The 17,897-nt window shown below is 60.2% G+C and carries 18 protein-coding genes; 10 read left to right on the top strand and 8 right to left on the bottom strand.

Annotation, left to right across the window (positions count from 1 at the left end):
- Positions 1-378 precede the first annotated feature (378 nt).
- Both PMI34_RS03720 and sthA read left to right on the top strand, forming a co-directional pair.
- Entirely contained in the window at positions 379-1,395 is a 1,017-nt protein-coding gene (locus PMI34_RS03720; RefSeq protein ID WP_032829883.1) for an FAD:protein FMN transferase, read from the top strand.
- A 207-nt stretch (positions 1,396-1,602) separates the two neighbouring features.
- The gene (gene sthA, locus PMI34_RS03725) at positions 1,603-2,997 is read left to right on the top strand and encodes a Si-specific NAD(P)(+) transhydrogenase (RefSeq protein WP_007984277.1); all 1,395 of its coding nucleotides are present in this window, start codon (positions 1,603-1,605) and stop codon (positions 2,995-2,997) included.
- A gap of 42 nt (positions 2,998-3,039) precedes the next feature.
- Here sthA and PMI34_RS03730 read toward each other — a convergent pair whose 3' ends face one another.
- Complete coding sequence (locus tag PMI34_RS03730) at positions 3,040-3,762, bottom strand: glycerophosphodiester phosphodiesterase (protein ID WP_008053339.1); 723 nt, start codon at positions 3,760-3,762, stop codon at positions 3,040-3,042.
- A 14-nt stretch (positions 3,763-3,776) separates the two neighbouring features.
- Positions 3,777-4,358, bottom strand: coding sequence for a PilZ domain-containing protein (locus tag PMI34_RS03735; RefSeq protein WP_008053337.1), 582 nt, complete (start codon positions 4,356-4,358; stop codon positions 3,777-3,779).
- Between the two features lie 94 nt (positions 4,359-4,452).
- On the opposite strand from PMI34_RS03735, the gene PMI34_RS03740 reads away from it, so the two are divergent.
- The 3 genes from PMI34_RS03740 (at position 4,453) to PMI34_RS03750 (ending at position 7,702) form a co-directional block, all read left to right on the top strand.
- On the top strand, positions 4,453-5,703 hold the full coding sequence (locus PMI34_RS03740; RefSeq protein WP_008053336.1) for a lipoprotein-releasing ABC transporter permease subunit: 1,251 nt from the start codon (positions 4,453-4,455) through the stop codon (positions 5,701-5,703).
- Between the two features lie 7 nt (positions 5,704-5,710).
- On the top strand, positions 5,711-6,394 hold the full coding sequence (lolD, locus tag PMI34_RS03745) for a lipoprotein-releasing ABC transporter ATP-binding protein LolD (RefSeq protein ID WP_173677889.1): 684 nt from the start codon (positions 5,711-5,713) through the stop codon (positions 6,392-6,394).
- A gap of 63 nt (positions 6,395-6,457) precedes the next feature.
- Entirely contained in the window at positions 6,458-7,702 is a 1,245-nt protein-coding gene (locus tag PMI34_RS03750) for a lipoprotein-releasing ABC transporter permease subunit (RefSeq protein WP_008053334.1), read from the top strand.
- A 98-nt stretch (positions 7,703-7,800) separates the two neighbouring features.
- On the opposite strand, the gene PMI34_RS03755 is transcribed toward PMI34_RS03750, so the two are convergent.
- Positions 7,801-9,150 carry a heavy metal sensor histidine kinase gene (locus tag PMI34_RS03755; RefSeq protein ID WP_008053333.1) on the bottom strand — a complete coding sequence of 450 codons (1,350 nt, stop codon included), beginning with the start codon at positions 9,148-9,150 and terminating at the stop codon, positions 7,801-7,803.
- The gene (locus PMI34_RS03760; RefSeq protein WP_008053332.1) at positions 9,150-9,830 is read right to left on the bottom strand and encodes a heavy metal response regulator transcription factor; all 681 of its coding nucleotides are present in this window, start codon (positions 9,828-9,830) and stop codon (positions 9,150-9,152) included. The genes PMI34_RS03755 and PMI34_RS03760 overlap by 1 nt, the downstream gene beginning before the upstream one ends.
- Positions 9,831-9,985: 155 nt before the next feature.
- Between PMI34_RS03760 and copI the strand changes: the two genes are divergently transcribed.
- Both copI and queF read left to right on the top strand, forming a co-directional pair.
- Positions 9,986-10,522 carry a copper-resistant cuproprotein CopI gene (copI, locus tag PMI34_RS03765; protein ID WP_008053331.1) on the top strand — a complete coding sequence of 179 codons (537 nt, stop codon included), beginning with the start codon at positions 9,986-9,988 and terminating at the stop codon, positions 10,520-10,522.
- Positions 10,523-10,583: 61 nt separating this feature from the next.
- Entirely contained in the window at positions 10,584-11,414 is an 831-nt protein-coding gene (gene queF, locus PMI34_RS03770) for an NADPH-dependent 7-cyano-7-deazaguanine reductase QueF (protein WP_008053329.1), read from the top strand.
- A gap of 105 nt (positions 11,415-11,519) precedes the next feature.
- Here queF and PMI34_RS03775 read toward each other — a convergent pair whose 3' ends face one another.
- Positions 11,520-11,783: a DUF4404 family protein gene (locus tag PMI34_RS03775; RefSeq protein WP_008053327.1), complete on the bottom strand. Its 264-nt coding sequence runs from the start codon at positions 11,781-11,783 to the stop codon at positions 11,520-11,522.
- Positions 11,784-11,904: 121 nt separating this feature from the next.
- Entirely contained in the window at positions 11,905-12,525 is a 621-nt protein-coding gene (locus tag PMI34_RS03780; RefSeq protein ID WP_008053326.1) for a hypothetical protein, read from the bottom strand.
- A 201-nt stretch (positions 12,526-12,726) separates the two neighbouring features.
- Between PMI34_RS03780 and PMI34_RS03785 the strand changes: the two genes are divergently transcribed.
- From PMI34_RS03785 to rssC, 3 genes are all read left to right on the top strand, one after another.
- Positions 12,727-13,416, top strand: a complete 690-nt coding sequence (locus PMI34_RS03785; protein ID WP_008053325.1) for an MlaA family lipoprotein — start codon at positions 12,727-12,729, stop codon at positions 13,414-13,416.
- 391 nt (positions 13,417-13,807) lie between these two features.
- Complete coding sequence (gene rssB, locus PMI34_RS03790) at positions 13,808-14,989, top strand: two-component system response regulator RssB (RefSeq protein WP_032829882.1); 1,182 nt, start codon at positions 13,808-13,810, stop codon at positions 14,987-14,989.
- Entirely contained in the window at positions 14,989-15,471 is a 483-nt protein-coding gene (gene rssC / locus PMI34_RS03795) for an anti-sigma factor antagonist RssC (RefSeq protein WP_008053323.1), read from the top strand. Before rssB ends, rssC begins: the two co-directional genes overlap by 1 nt.
- Positions 15,472-15,647: 176 nt before the next feature.
- Here rssC and tal read toward each other — a convergent pair whose 3' ends face one another.
- Together tal and PMI34_RS03805 are read right to left on the bottom strand one after the other, a co-directional pair.
- Positions 15,648-16,574, bottom strand: a complete 927-nt coding sequence (gene tal / locus PMI34_RS03800; RefSeq protein WP_008053322.1) for a transaldolase — start codon at positions 16,572-16,574, stop codon at positions 15,648-15,650.
- 201 nt (positions 16,575-16,775) lie between these two features.
- On the bottom strand, positions 16,776-17,741 hold the full coding sequence (locus PMI34_RS03805; protein WP_008053321.1) for a hypothetical protein: 966 nt from the start codon (positions 17,739-17,741) through the stop codon (positions 16,776-16,778).
- Positions 17,742-17,897: the final 156 nt, after the last annotated feature.

Below are 17,897 nucleotides of genomic sequence, written 5' to 3'. Positions count from 1 at the left end.
GCTTCGCAGCCGAACGCAGCCTCGCGGGCTCGGCAGCTGCTACAAAGGGTGTCGCGGCTGAAATTGCTTGACTGACTGGCATTAGGCGGCGCGGTTCTCCAGGCAGCACGCGTCATCATGCACGTCCTTCGCGGGCAAGCCCGCTCCTGCAATGAAAACGCCCCGACCCTTGTCGGGGCGTTTTTGTTTGTGGGTTTGTCAGTAGGGATATGTTGCCTGTGCTGGCCTCATCGCGAGCTTGCTCGCGATAGCGGTCTGAGAGAACTATCAATGCTGAATGTGCCGGCCTCTTCGCGAGCAAGCCCGCTCCCACAGTTCTATCGCATAATGGCTGGCCTTGGCGGCGTGTCAGGGGATGTTTTTGGGGGAACTCGGGAATTGTTGATCAGGTGGCAGGGGGCGGCGTTTTTGCTGTTCGGCGCACTATCAGGTTGCGGCCATGGCGATTCGATGGAGTCTTTCGGCGGCCCGACCATGGGCAGCACTTATTCGATCAAGTATGTGCGCCATGCCGGCCTTCCGGCGCCGGACGAAGTCCGTGTCCAGGTCGAGCAAATCCTCGCTGACGTCGATCGGCAAATGTCGACCTACCGCAGCGACTCGGACATCGAGCGCTTCAACGCATTGCCGGCCAGCGGCTGTCAGGCAATGCCGGCGTCGATCCTCGAATTGGTCCGCGTGGGCGAGCAACTGTCAGGGCAAAGCGACGGTTCCTACGATCTGACGGTGGAGCCATTGCTCAATCTCTGGGGATTTGGTCCGCAGGCCCGCGGGGAAAAAGTCCCGACCGCCGAAGCGCTCGCCGAAGCCCGCAAGCGCGTCGGCCATGAACACCTGCGCATCGATGGCGACCGGTTGTGCAAGGACGCCGCCGTCGAGGTCGACTTGAACAGCATCGCCGCCGGCTATGCGGTGGACACGATTGCCGCAAGACTCGAGGCGATGGGCATTCACGACTACCTTGCCGAGGCCACGGGTGAGCTCAAGGCGTCCGGCAGGAAGGCTGACGGCTCGCCATGGCGCATTGCCCTGGAGGAACCGCGGGATGACCGGCAGGTGGTCGAGCGGGTTATTGCTGTCGACGGCTATGGCCTGTCCACTTCCGGCGACTACCGGAATTATTTCGAGCAGAACGGGCAGCGTTTTTCCCACACCTTCGATGCGCGCACCGGTTCTCCTGTCTCGCACACACTGGCATCCGTCACAGTGATTCATCCTTCCGCGTTGATGGCCGATGGCCTATCGACGCTGTTGCTGATTCTCGGCCCGGAGCGCGGTTGGGACTACGCAGAAAAACATGATATCGGCGCATTTTTTGTGATTCGTGCCGATAAAGGTTTCGTCACACGCAGCAGTCACGCTTTTGAACGCCTCAGTGGCAAAAAAACCGAATGATTTCGGCGATTTGAGCATTGAAAACTGGCGTTGTAGCGCAGGCAAAAGTAGCCTACGACGCGACCAAGGGTTAATGTGCGCGGCGTTGACGCTTCTATAGACTGTGTCCGGGTTCTGCACTGACCCCAAATTGTTCCTTCATGCCACGCATTGGCGTGATTTAGCCGCCGGTGCCGAGGGTGCCGCGGCCTGTTCTGAGGAGTACGCATGGCTGTCTACAACTACGACGTGGTGGTGTTGGGTTCCGGCCCGGCGGGGGAAGGCGCGGCAATGAACGCCGCCAAGGCAGGGCGCAAGGTGGCGATGGTCGATAGCCGTCGCCAGGTCGGCGGCAACTGCACTCACTTGGGCACCATCCCGTCCAAGGCACTGCGTCACTCGGTGCGGCAGATCATGCAGTTCAACACCAACCCGATGTTCCGGGCCATCGGTGAGCCGCGCTGGTTCTCGTTCCCGGACGTGTTGAAAAGCGCCGAGAAAGTCATCTCCAAACAAGTCGCTTCGCGTACCGGCTACTACGCCCGTAACCGCGTCGACGTGTTCTTCGGCACCGGCAGCTTCGCCGACGAGCAAACCATCGAAGTGGTCTGCGCCAACGGCGTGGTCGAAAAACTGGTGGCCAAGCACATCATCATCGCCACCGGTTCGCGTCCTTATCGCCCGGCGGACATCGATTTCCACCACCCGCGCATCTACGATAGCGACACCATCCTCAGCCTCGGCCACACCCCGCGCAAACTCATCGTCTACGGCGCCGGCGTGATCGGTTGCGAATACGCCTCGATCTTCAGCGGCCTGGGTGTATTGGTCGAACTGGTGGACAACCGCGGTCAGCTGCTGAGCTTCCTCGACTCGGAAATTTCCCAGGCGTTGAGCTATCACTTCAGCAACAACAACATCACGGTTCGCCACAACGAAGACTACGACCGCGTCGAAGGCGTGGACAATGGCGTGATCCTGCACCTCAAGTCCGGCAAGAAGATCAAGGCCGACGCCTTGCTCTGGTGCAACGGTCGTACCGGCAACACCGATCAGCTGGGTCTGGAAAACATCGGCGTGAAGGTCAACAGCCGTGGCCAGATCGAAGTCGACGAGGCGTACCGCACCTGCGTGCCGAACATCTACGGCGCCGGTGACGTGATCGGCTGGCCGAGCCTGGCCAGTGCCGCCCACGACCAGGGTCGTTCGGCCGCCGGCAGCATCGTCGATAACGGTAGCTGGCGCTTTGTGAATGACGTGCCGACCGGCATCTACACCATTCCGGAGATCAGCTCGATCGGCAAGAACGAGCAGGAACTGACCCAGGCCAAGGTGCCGTACGAAGTGGGCAAGGCCTTCTTCAAGAGCATGGCGCGGGCGCAGATCGCCGGCGAGCCGCAAGGCATGCTGAAGATCCTGTTCCACCGTGAAACCCTGGAAGTCCTGGGCGTTCACTGTTTCGGTTATCAGGCGTCGGAGATCGTGCACATCGGTCAGGCGATCATGAACCAGCCGGGCGAACTGAACACGTTGAAGTACTTCGTCAACACCACGTTCAACTACCCGACCATGGCCGAAGCCTATCGGGTAGCCGCGTACGACGGCCTCAACCGGCTTTTTTGACGGGCTCCGGCCGGTGGCCTGAGCCGGCCGGGGAGACCGATTTCAGCAATTCTCGAGCGTGGCGGTGGCCAAACCGGGAAAGTCTGTAATCAGGCTGTCAACGCCGAAGTCAGCGAGTCTGCGCATCAGTGCGGGCTCGTTGACGGTCCACACCGACACATGCAGCCCCTGACGCTGCGCCCTTTGCAGGCGTTCCGGCGTGCACAGGGTCCAGTTCAGCGCCAGAATCTCACAGCCATAGCTGGCAGCGACCTTCAGCGGGTCGAGCCAGGCATACTCGGCCACCAGCCCGCGGGATACGTCCGGCACCAGTTCCAGCGCAGCCTTGAGCACTTCACGGGAGCTTGAGGTGATGGTCACCTTGTCCATCAGGCCATGACGCTGCACCATCTCGCGAATCGCCAGCACGGTGGTTGCCGCACGCATCCTTGATGCGCTTTTGACTTCCAGTTGCCAGTGATCGAAGTCGCATTTCTCGAACAGTTCTTCCAGCGTCGGAATCGGGCACGGCTTGATCCAGCCCGGGCCACCCTTGCGTGCGTCATAGGTCACAAGTTCGGCCGCCGTGTGTTCCACTACCTTGCCGCGACGGTCCGTGGTGCGTTTGAGGGTCGGGTCGTGGATGACCATCAACTCGCCGTCCATGGACAGGTGCAGGTCCAGTTCGCAGCGACGCACGCCGTGCTTGAGACATTGCTGAAAGCTGGTCAGGGTGTTTTCCGGTGCTTCGCCCTTGGCGCCGCGATGGCCGTAGATGAGGGTCACGGTTCTTCCTTAAATTAATTGCCTGATTCGAGTTGTTCGCGGGCCAGGCGTCGTTCCTGGGCCTGCTTTTGCAAGATGTGGCGGGCCAGCAGTTGGCGCTGGGCGTCGGTCGGGTGTTCGAACTCGGTACCGATGTCATAGCCGTCGCCCTTGCGGTCGCAATGGGTGACGCGGGCGCGCAGCAGCAGGCCCAGTGCTTGCGGCATCAGCACCAGCTTGACCGACAGGCGTGCGCCGACGGCAAGGGGTGAGGGATGCTGAAAGTCGATGCCGCCTTCGGAGATGATCACCGGCTGCGGTTCGCCGATCTGCCCGAGTACTGTCAGAGCGACGACCTGGCTCAGCAAATCGATGCGTTTGTTCTGGGATTTGAGAAATGCGGCGGTCGTGCGGTCGCGTTCGCTGATCTGGCGCAACAGGTGTTGCGACTCGAATTCGCTCAGGTGCAGTTCGCTGAGCAAGTTGAAGAGTGGGGAAGCATCCTGCAACACTTCCTGGCCTGTGGCTTCAGAAGCGGACAGGGGCCGAATTTCCAGTGCGATCGTATCCTCGATACGGTAGTATTCGCGGCGATCTTCTTCATCTAATGTCGACATGGCGAACCCATGGTAGCGGCGGTGGTCTGAGTGTAAAGCTGGTTATCGACCCCCGCCACAAGGACGTTCCTTTTCCCTCCGAACAAGCCCCGACATGTTCAGACCTCTCTTCGTATTTATCGGCACGCGTTACACCCGTGCAAAGCGTCGCAATCATTTTGTGTCATTCATTTCCCTGACTTCGATGATCGGGCTCGCCCTTGGCGTGGTCGTGATGATCGTGGTGCTGTCGGTGATGAACGGCTTCGATCATGAGATGCGCACCCGCGTGCTGGGCATGGTGCCCCACGCGACCATCGAGTCCGGCGAAGCGATCAGCGATTGGCAAAGCCTGGCCGCCAAGGTCAAGCAGAACCCGCAAGTGACGGCCGTGGCGCCGTTTACGCAAATGCAGGGTTTGCTGACCAACAACGGCAAGGTCTCGAAAGTGCTGCTCAACGCCATCGACCCGGCCCAGGAGCGCCAGGTGTCTATCATCGATCAATTCATGACCCAGGGAAAACTCGACGATCTGGTGCCGGGCGAGTTCGGCATCGTCATCGGCGACAAGGCCGCGGCCAAGCTCGGCGCGGCCATCGGCGACAAGCTGACGTTCGTCGCGCCGGAAGTCACCGTGACCCCGGCCGGGATGTTCCCGCGCATGAAGCGCTTTACCGTGGTCGGCATCTTCCATGTCGGCGCCGGTGAGCTCGATGGCTATCTTGGCGTCACCAACCTGCAGGATCTGGCCCGGCTGCACCGCTGGAAACCGGATCAGGTCCAGGGCCTGCGCCTGAAGTTCGACGATCTGTTCCAGGCACCGCGCACCGCGTGGAGCATCGCCCGCGATCTCGGCGAAGACCGCTTCTACGCCCGCGACTGGACCCGTACCCACGGCAACCTGTACCAGGCTATCCGCATGGAAAAAGCCATGATCGGCCTGTTGCTGCTGCTGATCGTTGCCGTCGCTGCGTTCAACATCATTTCCACGCTGGTGATGGTGGTGAACGACAAGAAGGGCGATATCGCGATTCTGCGCACGCTAGGCGCCACGCCGGGCACGATCATGCGTACGTTCATGGTGCAGGGCACCGTCATTGGCGTGGTCGGCACAGTGATCGGCGCCGTGGTCGGGATCTTCGCCGCGCTGAACGTCAGTGCCGCGATCTCGGCCCTCGAAGGCCTGATCGGGCACAAGTTCCTCAACGCCGATGTGTACTTCATCGATTACCTGCCGTCGCAGGTGCAGAGCCAGGACGTCGTAATGGTCTGCTCCGCGGCGTTGGTCCTGAGTTTCCTCGCCACCCTGTATCCAGCCTGGCGTGCCGCGCGCACCCAGCCTGCGGAGGCGCTACGTTATGAGTGAGTCGGGCATGAGCGATAAAGCAATCTTGAGCTGCCGCAGCCTGGGCAAGTCCTACGAGGAAGGCCCTGAATCGGTGGAAGTGTTGGCCGGCCTGCAACTGGAGTTGCACCCGGGAGAACGTGTGGCGATTGTCGGCAAGTCGGGCTCGGGCAAAAGTACCTTGCTCAATCTGCTGGGCGGCCTCGATACACCGACCAAGGGCAGCGTCTGGCTCGATGGTGAAGAGCTGTCGGCACTGAGCGAGAAGAAGCGCGGCCTGCTGCGTAATCGCGCCCTCGGCTTCGTGTACCAGTTCCACCACCTGCTGCCGGAATTCACCGCCCTGGAAAACGTCTGCATGCCGCTGCTGATCGGCAAGACCGCGATCCCCGAAGCGCGTCAGCGTGCCACGGCGTTGCTGGAGCGGGTAGGGCTGGGCCATCGCCTGGAGCACAAACCGGCCGAATTGTCCGGTGGTGAGCGTCAGCGTGTGGCCATCGCCCGTGCCTTGGTGAACAATCCGGGCCTGGTGATGCTCGACGAGCCGACCGGCAACCTCGATTCTCACACCGCCCAGGGGATCCAGGACTTGATGCTGGAGCTCAGCACCTCGATGCGCACGGCGTTCCTGGTGGTGACCCACGACATGAACCTGGCCCGCCAGATGGATCGCGTCCTGCACTTGCAGGAAGGTTGCCTCACTCCTATCTGATTGGCTGAAACCCGATGTCTGAAAAGGCGTCGGGTCATTTATTTCCATACGGTGCCCCAGCGAATGTTCAGACCGTTATCGATCTTTATCGGCACGCGCTATACCCGCGCCAAGCGCCGCAATCGCTTTGTTTCCTTCATCTCGATGACCTCGATGATCGGTCTCGCCCTCGGCGTACTGGCGATGATCGTGGTGCTGTCGGTGATGAACGGCTTCCAGCGCGAAATGAGCTCGCGCATCCTCGGCATGGTGCCCCATGCCACCATCGTCGGCGTCAACCCGATTGATGACTGGAAGCCTGTGGCAGCGGCGGCGATGAAAAACCCGGAAGTGACGGCGGCGGTGCCGTTCACCGAGATGGAAGGCATGCTGTCCTATAAGGGCACGATGCAGCCTATCCAGGTCAGTGGTGTCGATCCGGCGCTGGAAGGCCAGGTGTCGATTGTCGCCAAGCACATCGTTCAGGGCAGCCTCGAAGCCCTGAAACCGGGCGAGTTCGGCGTGGTGATCGGTGAGATCACGGCGCGCCGCTTCCGCTTGAACGTCGGCGACAAGATCACCCTGATCGTGCCGGAGGTCAGCAATGCGCCGGGCGGCATCACCCCGCGCATGCAACGACTGAATGTGGTCGGCGTGTTCAAGGTCGGTGCCGAACTGGACGGCACCATGGCGCTGATCCACATGGCCGATGCCGCGCAGATGCAGCACTGGGAGCCGAATCAGGTGCAGAGCGTGCGCCTGGCGGTGAAGGACCTGTATGCCGCGCCGCAAGTGTCGAGCGACATCGCCACCGGGCTGGGCGCAGCCTACAAGGCTGACGACTGGACCCACACCCAGGGCAGCCTGTTCAGCGCGATGAAGATGGAAAAAACCATGATCGGCCTGCTGTTGCTGATGATCGTCGCGGTGGCGGCATTCAACATCATCGCGACCCTGATCATGGTGGTGAACGATAAGGGCGCGGACATCGCGATCCTGCGTACCATCGGCGCCACGCCACGGCAGATCATGGCGATCTTCGTGGTGCAGGGCACGGTGATCGGCATTGTCGGCACCTTGATTGGGGGTGTGTTGGGCGTGATTGCCGCGCTGAACGTCAGCCAGATCGTGGGCTGGATCGAGCGGGTCAGCGGGCAGCACATCTTCAGTTCCGACGTGTATTTCGTCAGCAACCTGCCGTCCGAACTGCAAGGCGCAGATGTGGCGCTGATCTGCACGGCCGGCTTTGTCATGAGCTTCCTGGCCACGGTTTATCCGGCCTGGCGGGCGGCGAAGATCGAGCCGGCTCATGCGTTGCGGTATTCGTAAGCCGTTACACCGCTTTCGCGAGCAAGTCCGCTCCCACAGGGGAATGCATTCCAAATGTGGGAGCGGGCTTGCCCGCGAAGGGGCCGGAACTGCCGGCCTCAATCCCCCCTTGGCAACTCGATCACAAACCGCGTCCACCCATTCTCCGATTCGCAACGAATCTGCCCGCCATGGGCACGGATGATCGACTGGGTGATCGCCAGCCCCAATCCGGCATGTTCGCTACTGCCTTCACGACGCGCCGGATCGGCCCGGTAAAACCGGTCAAAAAGGCGCGGCAATAGATCTTCGGCAATCTGTTGGCCCGTATTTTCAACGCTCAGGCGCAACTCTTTTGCCTGATCGACGATTCGCACCCGAACCTCGCCATCGACCGGCGTGAACCGCAGTGCATTGTCCAGCAGGTTCGACAGCGCCCGCCGTAACATGCTGCGGTCACCTTCGATGTGGGCATTGCCGTCACGGCTCAGTCTTACCTGCGCGTCTTCGGCCAGCGGCGCAAAGAACTCCAGCAGCAGATCCGCTTCCTCCGCCAGTTCCAGTGGCTCGCATTTGGGCATTAACAAGCCGTGATCGGCTTTCGCCAGATAGAGCATGTCGTTGACCAGTTGCGCCATCCATTGCAGTTCTTCGAGGTTGCTGTGCAGGGCTTCGCGGTAGTCCTCGATGGGGCGAGGGCGGGTGAGGGTGACCTGGGTGTGGGTCAGCAGGTTCGACAATGGCGTGCGCAGTTCATGGGCAATGTCGGCGGAGAACGCGGACAGACGCTGAAACGAGTCGTCGAGGCGTCCGAGCATGGCGTTGAAGTTGTGGGCCATTTCCGCCAGTTCCAGCGGCATGTTTTCTTCAGGCAGCCGCGAGTTCAGCGACTGAGCGGAAACACCGCTGGCCACCGCACTGATCCGCCGCAACGGGCGCAAGCCGCTGCGGGCCGCCCAGGCGCCCAGCAGTGCAGTGGCCAGGGCTGACAGGCCGACGGTCAGCCAGATCAAATGCTGCATGCGTTGCAGGAAGTGCTGGTGGTGGGTGATGTCCAGCAGCAGGGTCAGTTGCGGTGACTCGGGTTTGTCCACGAAAAGCGGTGCATTCAGCACCCGGTAATCCATGCCTTCATGGCTCACCGTCGACAATCCGGGCTGGCGCGGCAATGCCTGGGGAATGTTGGTCGAGCTGTCATACCAGCGCTGGCCGTCGCTGCCGGTGATTCGCAGGGACAGGTCAGCCTGCCGGCTCAATTCCTCGGCCAGTTTCACCTCGCTATCACTCGACTGAAGGTCGTGCAGGGCCCGACGCAAGCCAATCAGCTTGCCGTCCAGCAGTTGCTGGTCGAGTTCAACAAAGTGCGCCTCACTGGCGCGGCTGAACAGCACCCCGGCGAACAGCGACACCACGGCGGTGCAGGCGGCAAAAAGTAGCGCCAGGCGGGTGCTCAAGGAGAGGCGGCGCATCAGGCGGGGCGCTCTTCAAGGACGTAGCCCATGCCGCGCACGGTGTGAATCAGCTTGTTGGGGAATTCATCGTCGATCTTCAGGCGCAGGCGACGGATCGCCACCTCGATGACATTGGTGTCGCTGTCGAAATTCATGTCCCAGACCTGGGACGCAATCAGCGATTTGGGCAGGACTTCGCCCTGGCGGCGCAGAAGCATTTCCAGCAAGGCGAATTCCTTGGCGGTCAGGTCGATGCGCTGGCCGCTGCGTTCGACCCGGCGACGGATCAGGTCCAGGCGCAAATCGGCCAATTGCAGGCTGGTTTCCTGGGGCGTGGCGCTGCCGCGACGCAAAAGGCTGCGGACCCGGGCCAACAGTTCGGAGAAGGCAAATGGCTTGACCAGATAGTCATCGGCGCCCAGTTCGAGGCCGTGAACCCTGTCCTCCACGGCGTCACGGGCGGTCAGAAAAAGTACCGGCGTGTCCAGGCCGGCGCTGCGCACTGCTTGCAGAATCTGCCAGCCATCACGACCGGGCAGCATCACATCGAGAATCAGCAGGGCATATTCGCCGCTGAGGGCCAATTGCTGGCCGGTAGTGCCATCGGCCACCAGTTCGGTGTTGAAACCGGCCTCGGCCAGGCCCTGGCGCAGGTAATGGCCGGTTTTCGGTTGGTCTTCGACGATCAGCAGTTTCATGGGCGACTCTTGGCAAGTGGAACGAACGCTTTATACCGTGGGAAGCATTGGCATAGGGCAACCTGTCAAAGTTGTAATCTGGCTGTCAGGTTGCGGGCAGTGCCGGCAGTTTAGAGTTTTACGCACGCTGAGCCTTATCTTGTTGGAGTATGACGATGTTTTTACGCAAATCCGTGGCGCAAATCCTGTGTTTGCTGGCGCTGAGTTCGCCGGTGTGGGCCGATTCGGGGTATAGCTACGATTTCGGTCAACCGGCCCCGGCGGCCAAGGCGAACCGCAGCATTGAGGTAGTGATGGGTGATATGTCCTTCACACCTGAGGCCATCGACATCAAGGCCGGGGAAACCGTGCGCTTCGTGCTGGTCAATAAAGGCCAGCTGTTGCATGAATTCAACCTGGGGGATGCGGCGATGCACGCCAAACACCAGCAGGAAATGTTGCAGATGCAACAGAGCGGCATGCTGTCGCCCACCGGCATGAAGGCCATGGATCACGGCGACATGGCCGGCATGGACCACAGCAAAATGGACCATGGCATGAAGCATGACGACCCCAACAGCGTGCTGGTGGAGCCAGGCAAGACCGCCGAGCTGACCTGGGCCTTCAGCAAGGCCACCAGCCTTGAGTTTGCCTGCAACATCCCCGGTCATTACCAGGCCGGCATGGTCGGCAAACTGACTGTCAGTCAGTAAGCACTCAAAGGCGGGAGCAAAGGCTGATAGAATCCGCTGATTCTTCAGTCAGGTTTCCGCCATGCATCCCGCAGCCGAACACTCGCCGCTGGGCAAGTCCAGCGAATACATCGCCACCTACACGCCGTCCTTGCTGTTCCCGATCCCGCGCACCGTGAAGTGGGCGGAACTGGGCCTGACGGCGCAAACCCTGCCGTATAAAGGCGTGGACTTCTGGAATTGCTTCGAGCTGTCCTGGCTGTTGCCTTCGGGCAAGCCGGTGGTGGCGATCGGCGAATTCAGCATTCCGGCGGATTCGCCGAACATCATCGAGTCGAAGTCGTTCAAGCTGTACCTCAACTCCCTGAACCAGACGCCGTTTGTCGATACCGCGAGCCTTGAGGCGACGCTGGCCAAGGACTTGTCAGCGGCTGCCGGCAAGCCGGTGGGCGTACGTATTCGCAGCCTCAAGGATGTGGAGAGTGAAGGCGTCGTGGCTTTGCCGGGCGTGTGCATCGATGAGCTGGATATCAGTGTCAGCAATTACGAGCATCCACGGCCGGAACTGCTGCGTTGCGATGATTCGCGCATTGTCGAGGAGAGCGTGCACAGCCATTTGCTCAAGTCCAACTGCCCGGTCACCAGCCAGCCGGACTGGGGCAGCGTGGCGGTGGAGTACCGTGGCGCGGCGCTGGATCACGCGAGCCTGCTCGAGTACATCGTCAGCTTCCGCCAGCACTCGGACTTCCATGAGCAGTGCGTAGAGCGCATCTTCCTTGACCTGCAGCGGTTGCTCAAGCCGGAGAAACTGACGGTGTACGCGCGTTATGTGCGCCGTGGCGGGCTGGATATCAACCCGTACCGCAGCACTGAAGAGGTGCAGCTGCCGAACCATCGCCTGGTCCGCCAGTAACGCTTTAATGTGGGAGCGGGCTTGCTCCCACAGGGGATTGCGTTTCAGATCGTAGAAATTAAAAAGCCCCGCCATCGCCAGCGGGGTTTTTTGCATCTGGAGGGTTCAGATTCCCATGTTGGCCAAGGCCTGCCCGATGTTGCGCAGGGTGCCGGCAAGGGTAGGGTGTTCGAGCTCGAAGCGCTCCACGGCCAGGTTGACGCCGTCGGCAAGGCTGGAGTCCTGGGTTTTGGTTTCCAGCTCAAGCTTCAATTCAATCTGCTGCATGAGCTCGTGCAGCTCGGCGCGTTCTGCTTCAGACAATGGAGGATTCTGTTCCAATTGCTCGCGCAGGGCATTGAGCTGTTCTTGCAGTTCGCGGGCAGGCATAGCGTTCTTCCTTCTATCGATAGGCACTGGCATAGACCATGGCGGCACGCCAAGGCGGCGCGCCAAAGGTCGATGGCTACCTTTAGATTAATCCACTCGCGGCCAACGTGCATGATCTCGGTCAGGGCTTTTCGCCCTTGAGCCGACGCAAGCTGATATCCGCCAGGCAGGTGTCGAGTTCACCGAGGTGATCGATCACCGAATGCACGCCCAGACCGAACAGTTGCATCGTCGCCTTGGCGCGTTTGATGTCCCGCTCTTGCGGGGTCAACGCTTGCCATTGCTCGGGTGCCAGCCCGCACAGCGAGCCGCAGGACGCCAGGCCGATGGTCCACAACCCGGCATTGAGCCCCGCTTGCAGCAAACGGGGTTCGCCGCTCACCAGCACACAGCCGTCGAGTCGCTCGACGTTCAGGGTCATCAAGGCTTGCCAGCAGGCATTCGGGGCGGGCCATGGTTGGTTTGTTGCTGGATGTTGCGGGGGTTTGATCCATTCCGGCAGCGCAGCGGCCAGGGATTGGCTGAGGGCAGGGGGCAGTTCATCGAGCCACGCGCAGGGGATTTGCTGGCGCTGCAAGCTGCGCAGGCTATCCAGTGCGCCGGGTGTGGCCTCGGCGTGTTCGGCCGAGTGACTGCCGTGCCGGTGCGTGTGCGCGCCGAAATCCACCAGGCAGCCACTGAGGCCGAACAGTACGGCGGTCAGGCAGGGTGCGGTTTGGGGCAAGGCTTCGGCGAGCGGCATGTGGACGTCCCTGAAATAGTCTGAAGGCTAGTGGGCGACGGTGACAGTTGAATGACATGGGTGTGAATCGCTCACATTTGGCACGATTCCTTCTGTGTGGAACTCGTGCAAAGTGCGTTAAATGGCGTTTACGTCTTATACTTGCCAGCTTATTGCCCGGGCCAAGTGCCCGAGCCGGTACAAACCAAGGAGTTTTTTTCTATGCGCTGGAGCAATCATCTAGCCAGGATTTGTGTATGTGCCAGTGCGATGCTGGTTCCGTTCGTTGCCCAGGCAGCCACGGAAGAGGATCCTTGGGAAAGCGTCAACCGCCCGATTTACAAGTTCAACGACGTGATCGACACCTACGCGCTCAAACCCCTGGCCCAGGGCTACCAGTACGTGGCGCCGCAGTTTGTCGAAGACGGCGTTCACAACTTCTTCCAGAACATCGGTGATGTGCGCAACCTGGCCAACGATATCCTGCAGGCCAAGCCTCGCGCCGCAGGCGTTGATACCGCGCGGATCATTTTCAATACCACCTTCGGCTTGCTGGGCGTCATTGATGTCGGCACCAAAATGGGCCTGCAGCGCAATGACGAAGACTTCGGTCAGACGCTGGGCTACTGGGGTGTCGGCAGCGGCCCTTACGTGATGCTGCCGCTGCTGGGGCCAAGCACCTTGCGTGATGCGCCGTCCAAGTACGTCGACAGCTATACCGGTGCTTATCGATACGTAAACGACGTGCCGGTGCGTAACTCGTTCTACGCACTGGACATCGTCGATACCCGTGCCAACCTGCTGTCGAGCGAGAAGCTGATCACCGGCGACAAGTACACCTTCATCCGTAATGCGTACTTGCAGAACCGTGAATTCAAGGTGAAAGACGGTCAGGTCGAAGACGATTTCTGATCTCGACCGGTAAACTGAAAAAGGCGGCCATCAAGGCCGCCTTTTTTTGTCTGTGAAGACCCCGCACGCGGATGAAATAGCGCTTTTCGCTGTAGTCCCGAGCGGTTTGGCTCATGGGTTCGAACCTTCCATTGGGTTACGGATTTGCCTGTTCTTATAACTCTCGGTGATTTGACAAATAAAGACGTCAAGCGACCATCGGCGTGAGCTTGAAACGCCCCGCGGATGGGAGTACCGTCTGCGCCTTAGAAGGGCACCTCTGGTGTACACGTGTGTAGGGCAAATGCCCGAAAGCGGTGCGACAGAGAGGCTAGAAAGCGAATCCAGTAGTCAGCGCCGGGCCAAAGTCCCCGCCTGCTACGCCAACCTAATTCTGGCGCCGTTTGCCCACATGCCAAAAACCAGTGCCACGCTGCTGATAATCGATGATGACGAAGTAGTGCGCGCGAGCCTCGCCGCCTATTTGGAAGACAGTGGTTTCAGCGTCTTGCAGGCCAGCAATGGTCAGCAGGGTCTTCAGGTATTCGAGCAAGACAAGCCCGACTTGGTCATCTGCGATCTGCGCATGCCGCAGATGGGCGGACTCGAACTCATTCGCCAGGTGACCGAGCTGTCGCCGCAAACCCCGGTGATCGTGGTGTCGGGTGCCGGCGTGATGAATGACGCGGTCGAAGCCCTGCGCCTGGGCGCGGCGGACTACCTGATCAAGCCTCTCGAAGATCTGGCCGTGCTCGAGCACTCCGTGCGCCGGGCCCTGGATCGTGCGCGCCTGCTGCTGGAGAACCAGCGCTACCGCGAGAAGCTGGAGAAGGCCAACCGCGAACTCGAAGCCAGCCTGAACCTGCTCCAGGAGGACCAGAACGCCGGTCGCCAGGTGCAGATGAACATGCTGCCGGTCAGCCCCTGGACCATCGACGAGTTCAAGTTTGCTCACCAGATCATCCCGTCGCTGTACCTGTCGGGTGATTTCGTCGACTACTTCCGGGTCGACGAGCGCCGGGTCGCCTTTTACCTGGCGGATGTTTCCGGTCACGGCGCCTCTTCAGCCTTCGTCACCGTGCTGTTGAAGTTCATGACCACGCGCCTGCTGTTCGAATCCAAGCGCAGCGGCACCTTGCCGGAATTCAAGCCTTCAGAGGTTCTTGGTCATATCAACCGGGGCCTGATCAGTTGTAAGCTGGGAAAACACGTCACAATGGTCGGTGGAGTCATCGACGAGGAGACAGGTTTGTTGACCTATAGCATCGGCGGTCATCTGCCGTTGCCAGTGTTGTACACGCCAGACAGTGTTCGTTATCTGGAAGGGCGTGGTCTGCCGGTGGGCCTCTTCAACGAAGCCACCTACGAAGACCATGTGCTGGAACTGCCACCGACGTTCAGCCTGACGCTGATGTCTGATGGCATTCTGGATCTTTTGCCAGAACCCACACTCAAAGAAAAAGAGGCGGCGTTGCCCCAACGGGTCAAGGCTGCGGGCGGCACCCTGGATGGGTTGCGGCAGGTTTTTGGATTGGCCACGCTAGGGGAGATGCCGGATGATATCGCCCTGTTGGTGTTGAGCAGGAATCTTTGATGAGTACCGGTAGAATCCAGTTCGCCGAGCAGGATGGCACCTTCGTCCTGAAGTTCGTCGGTGAAGTTCGCCTGACCCTGTGTTCGGCGTTGGATGCGACTATTGAGCGGATCTTCAGCGCGTTGAATTTCAACACGATCGTGATCGATCTGACCGAAACCCGCAGCATCGACAGCACCACGCTTGGCCTGCTGGCCAAGCTGTCGATCCTGTCGCGGCAGAAGGTCGGCCTGCTGCCGACCGTCGTCACCACCCACGAAGACATCACGCGGCTGCTGCAGTCCATGGGCTTCGAGCAGGTGTTCAACATCGTTGACAAGCCGGTGCCGTGCCCGGAATGCCTGGACGATCTGCCAGACCAGGATCAGTCCGAAGAAGTGGTGCGGATCAAGGTGCTCGAAGCGCACAAGATCCTCATGGGCCTGAACGACACCAATCGTGAAGCCTTTCATGACCTTGTGAATGCGCTGGAGCGCAATTGATCCCCTGAAGTGATGTGGCCTTGGCTGGCTAAACACAGATTTGCCATTCACCACATTGGTTTTGCATTGAGCGCACGATTCGGTTTCAACCCACAATCCCTGTGAGTGCGAGATTGCTGACAAAAAAAGGGCGAACCCACCAAGGTTCGCCCTTTTTGCATGACACTCCGCTCAGGTCACAGCTTGGCCTGCAACAGCGCCTCGAGCTTCTCCTGATCCCGCGCGAACTGACGAATGCCTTCAGCCAGTTTCTCGGTCGCCATCGCGTCTTCGTTGGACAGCCAGCGGAACTGCGATTCGTTGAGGCTCAGGCGCGCTTCACCGGCATGGCCGGGCACCAGTTTGCGCTCCAGCTTGCCGGTATCCGCGGCCAGCCTGTCGATCAGGTCCGGGCTGATGGTCAGCCGGTCGCAGCCGGCCAGTTGTTCGATCTGGCCCAGGTTGCGGAAGCTCGCCCCCATGACCACGGTCTTGTAGTCATTGGCCTTGTAGTAGTTGTAGATGCGCGTCACCGACTGCACGCCCGGATCATCGGCACCGGTGTAGTCGTTGCCGTTGGCTTTCTTGTACCAGTCGTAGATGCGGCCCACGAACGGCGAAATCAGGAACACCCCGGCGTCTGCGCAGGCGGCTGCCTGGGCGAAGGAGAACAGCAGGGTCAGGTTGGTCTGGATGCCTTCCTTTTCCAGGATCTCGGCAGCGCGGATGCCTTCCCAGGTGGAGGCGATCTTGATCAGCACGCGGTCGCGACCAATACCGGCCTTGTCGTACAGCCCGATCAGGCGATGGGCACGCTTTAGCATGGCGTCGGTGTTGAACGACAGGCGCGCATCCACTTCGGTGGAAATGCGGCCCGGGATCAATTTCAGGATTTCTTGCCCCACGGCCACGCCAAAACGGTCGCTGGCCAGGCCCACATCGCCCTTGCAGTCATTGACGCAGGCGTTCAGCAGCTCGGCATACGCAGGAATGGCCGCGGCCTTGAGCAACAGGGATGGGTTGGTGGTGGCGTCCACGGGTTTAACGCGAGCGATAGCTTCGAAGTCGCCGGTGTCGGCAACCACGGTTGTCATTTGTTTGAGTTGTTCCAGCTTGGAAGTCATGGGCGTGCTCTGTCCTATGGGTCTGATGACATTACCCGAGCGCTGACAGCCACTCAAGGGCGTGTACGTGTATCGACGGCCCCTGCGGCAACAACCTGAAAACGGTTGTTTGAAAGGCGGGGCCTGGTATCGATGAATACGATGCCAAAACGCGGCACAGGTTCCAGGCAACTGACCGTCAGCGCCAGGTGGACGTACGTCCTATTGCGGATTCAACTGGGTAGAAACAGCCATTTTCGCCGGTTTGGCCTGGCCGTCGGAGGTCAGGAAACCGAAGTTTCGCTCCCGGTCGTTGCTGCCCGTTTCACTGTTTTTCCACTCGTAAATCGATGTCAGCGGGATGTCGAGTTTCTTGACGTCGGCGATGAAGGCGCTGATTTTGCTGGCCTGCGCTTCAGTCCCGCCGTTGGAGCCGAGGGAGGGCACGCCCCATTCACTGATGACGCCCGGTAGATGGAAGTTTTGCTGAATAAACGCCTGGGTCTTGCTGATCTGCGCCGCCGACATGCCATAGGGGTGATAGGAGATCGCGCTCAGGCATTGGGGGTATTCACTGACGATTTTCTTCAACGCCAATGCTGAAGTCGTACCGGCACTCGGTGGCCGGGCGAAGCCAAAGCCGATCAGCGGCGTCGATGGCGGTTGGTCCTGCAGCGACTTGCACAGGGCACTCATGAACGGAACAAAGGTCGTGTCGAGATTTCGGGTTGGCCAGTACTTCGCCAGGTCCGGTTCGTTCCATATTTCAATCGCGACGAGCTGCGCGCCGTATGACTGCTCCAGCCCCTTCACCGAACTGGCGAACGATTCGCCTGCGGCAACGAGTTCTCTGGTGTTGTCGGGGGCGGTGGTCAGCGCCTTGGTCGAGCGTACGGTCATCAGTACCGGCAGATCGGCGGATTTGGCCGCGGCGAAGGCATCGCTGATCTGCTTTTGATACGCCGGGCCGCCCAGGCTGTTGGTCCAGACGCCAAAGCGCACGAATCCGAAGCCCGCGGCCTTGATCTGCTCGGCGTCGGTGGGGGAGAAGGTCTGGATCTTCACCTGGACACCGATGGTTTTGTTGGCGGCAAGTACGGGGAACACGTCACTGGCGTAAACCTGACTGGCTGCACCCAGCATTAACAGGGTTGAGGCAGTGAGCCGTTTGAAACGTGCTGATTTCATGCCTGTTCTCCTGGCGGCTAATGACATTTTCCAATCATTGACTTGTTGCTTTTATTTCGATGCCCGCGAGGACGCGAAGTGCACGAATGTTATTTTTTGTCAGGTAGTGAGTTCCAGAAAATCACAGTTATTTTTGGTCCGGTAATTCTGGTTGGG

The organism is Pseudomonas sp. GM74, from assembly GCF_000282455.1.
GTDB lineage: Bacteria > Pseudomonadota > Gammaproteobacteria > Pseudomonadales > Pseudomonadaceae > Aquipseudomonas.
This window is presented reverse-complemented; position numbering and strand designations above follow the sequence as displayed.

Excerpts from the sequence above, each read along its gene's own strand:
- sthA (WP_007984277.1), top strand. The coding sequence starts at position 1,603 with ATGGCTGTCTACAACTACGACGTGGTGGTGTTGGGTTCCGGCCCGGCG.
- PMI34_RS03735 (WP_008053337.1), bottom strand. The coding sequence starts at position 4,358 with ATGTCGACATTAGATGAAGAAGATCGCCGCGAATACTACCGTATCGAG.
- PMI34_RS03740 (WP_008053336.1), top strand. The coding sequence starts at position 4,453 with ATGTTCAGACCTCTCTTCGTATTTATCGGCACGCGTTACACCCGTGCA.
- lolD (WP_173677889.1), top strand. The coding sequence starts at position 5,711 with ATGAGCGATAAAGCAATCTTGAGCTGCCGCAGCCTGGGCAAGTCCTAC.
- PMI34_RS03750 (WP_008053334.1), top strand. The coding sequence starts at position 6,458 with ATGTTCAGACCGTTATCGATCTTTATCGGCACGCGCTATACCCGCGCC.
- PMI34_RS03755 (WP_008053333.1), bottom strand. The coding sequence starts at position 9,150 with ATGCGCCGCCTCTCCTTGAGCACCCGCCTGGCGCTACTTTTTGCCGCC.
- PMI34_RS03760 (WP_008053332.1), bottom strand. The coding sequence starts at position 9,830 with ATGAAACTGCTGATCGTCGAAGACCAACCGAAAACCGGCCATTACCTG.
- copI (WP_008053331.1), top strand. The coding sequence starts at position 9,986 with ATGTTTTTACGCAAATCCGTGGCGCAAATCCTGTGTTTGCTGGCGCTG.
- queF (WP_008053329.1), top strand. The coding sequence starts at position 10,584 with ATGCATCCCGCAGCCGAACACTCGCCGCTGGGCAAGTCCAGCGAATAC.
- PMI34_RS03775 (WP_008053327.1), bottom strand. The coding sequence starts at position 11,783 with ATGCCTGCCCGCGAACTGCAAGAACAGCTCAATGCCCTGCGCGAGCAA.
- PMI34_RS03780 (WP_008053326.1), bottom strand. The coding sequence starts at position 12,525 with ATGCCGCTCGCCGAAGCCTTGCCCCAAACCGCACCCTGCCTGACCGCC.
- PMI34_RS03785 (WP_008053325.1), top strand. The coding sequence starts at position 12,727 with ATGCGCTGGAGCAATCATCTAGCCAGGATTTGTGTATGTGCCAGTGCG.
- rssB (WP_032829882.1), top strand. The coding sequence starts at position 13,808 with ATGCCAAAAACCAGTGCCACGCTGCTGATAATCGATGATGACGAAGTA.
- rssC (WP_008053323.1), top strand. The coding sequence starts at position 14,989 with ATGAGTACCGGTAGAATCCAGTTCGCCGAGCAGGATGGCACCTTCGTC.
- tal (WP_008053322.1), bottom strand. The coding sequence starts at position 16,574 with ATGACTTCCAAGCTGGAACAACTCAAACAAATGACAACCGTGGTTGCC.
- PMI34_RS03805 (WP_008053321.1), bottom strand. The coding sequence starts at position 17,741 with ATGAAATCAGCACGTTTCAAACGGCTCACTGCCTCAACCCTGTTAATG.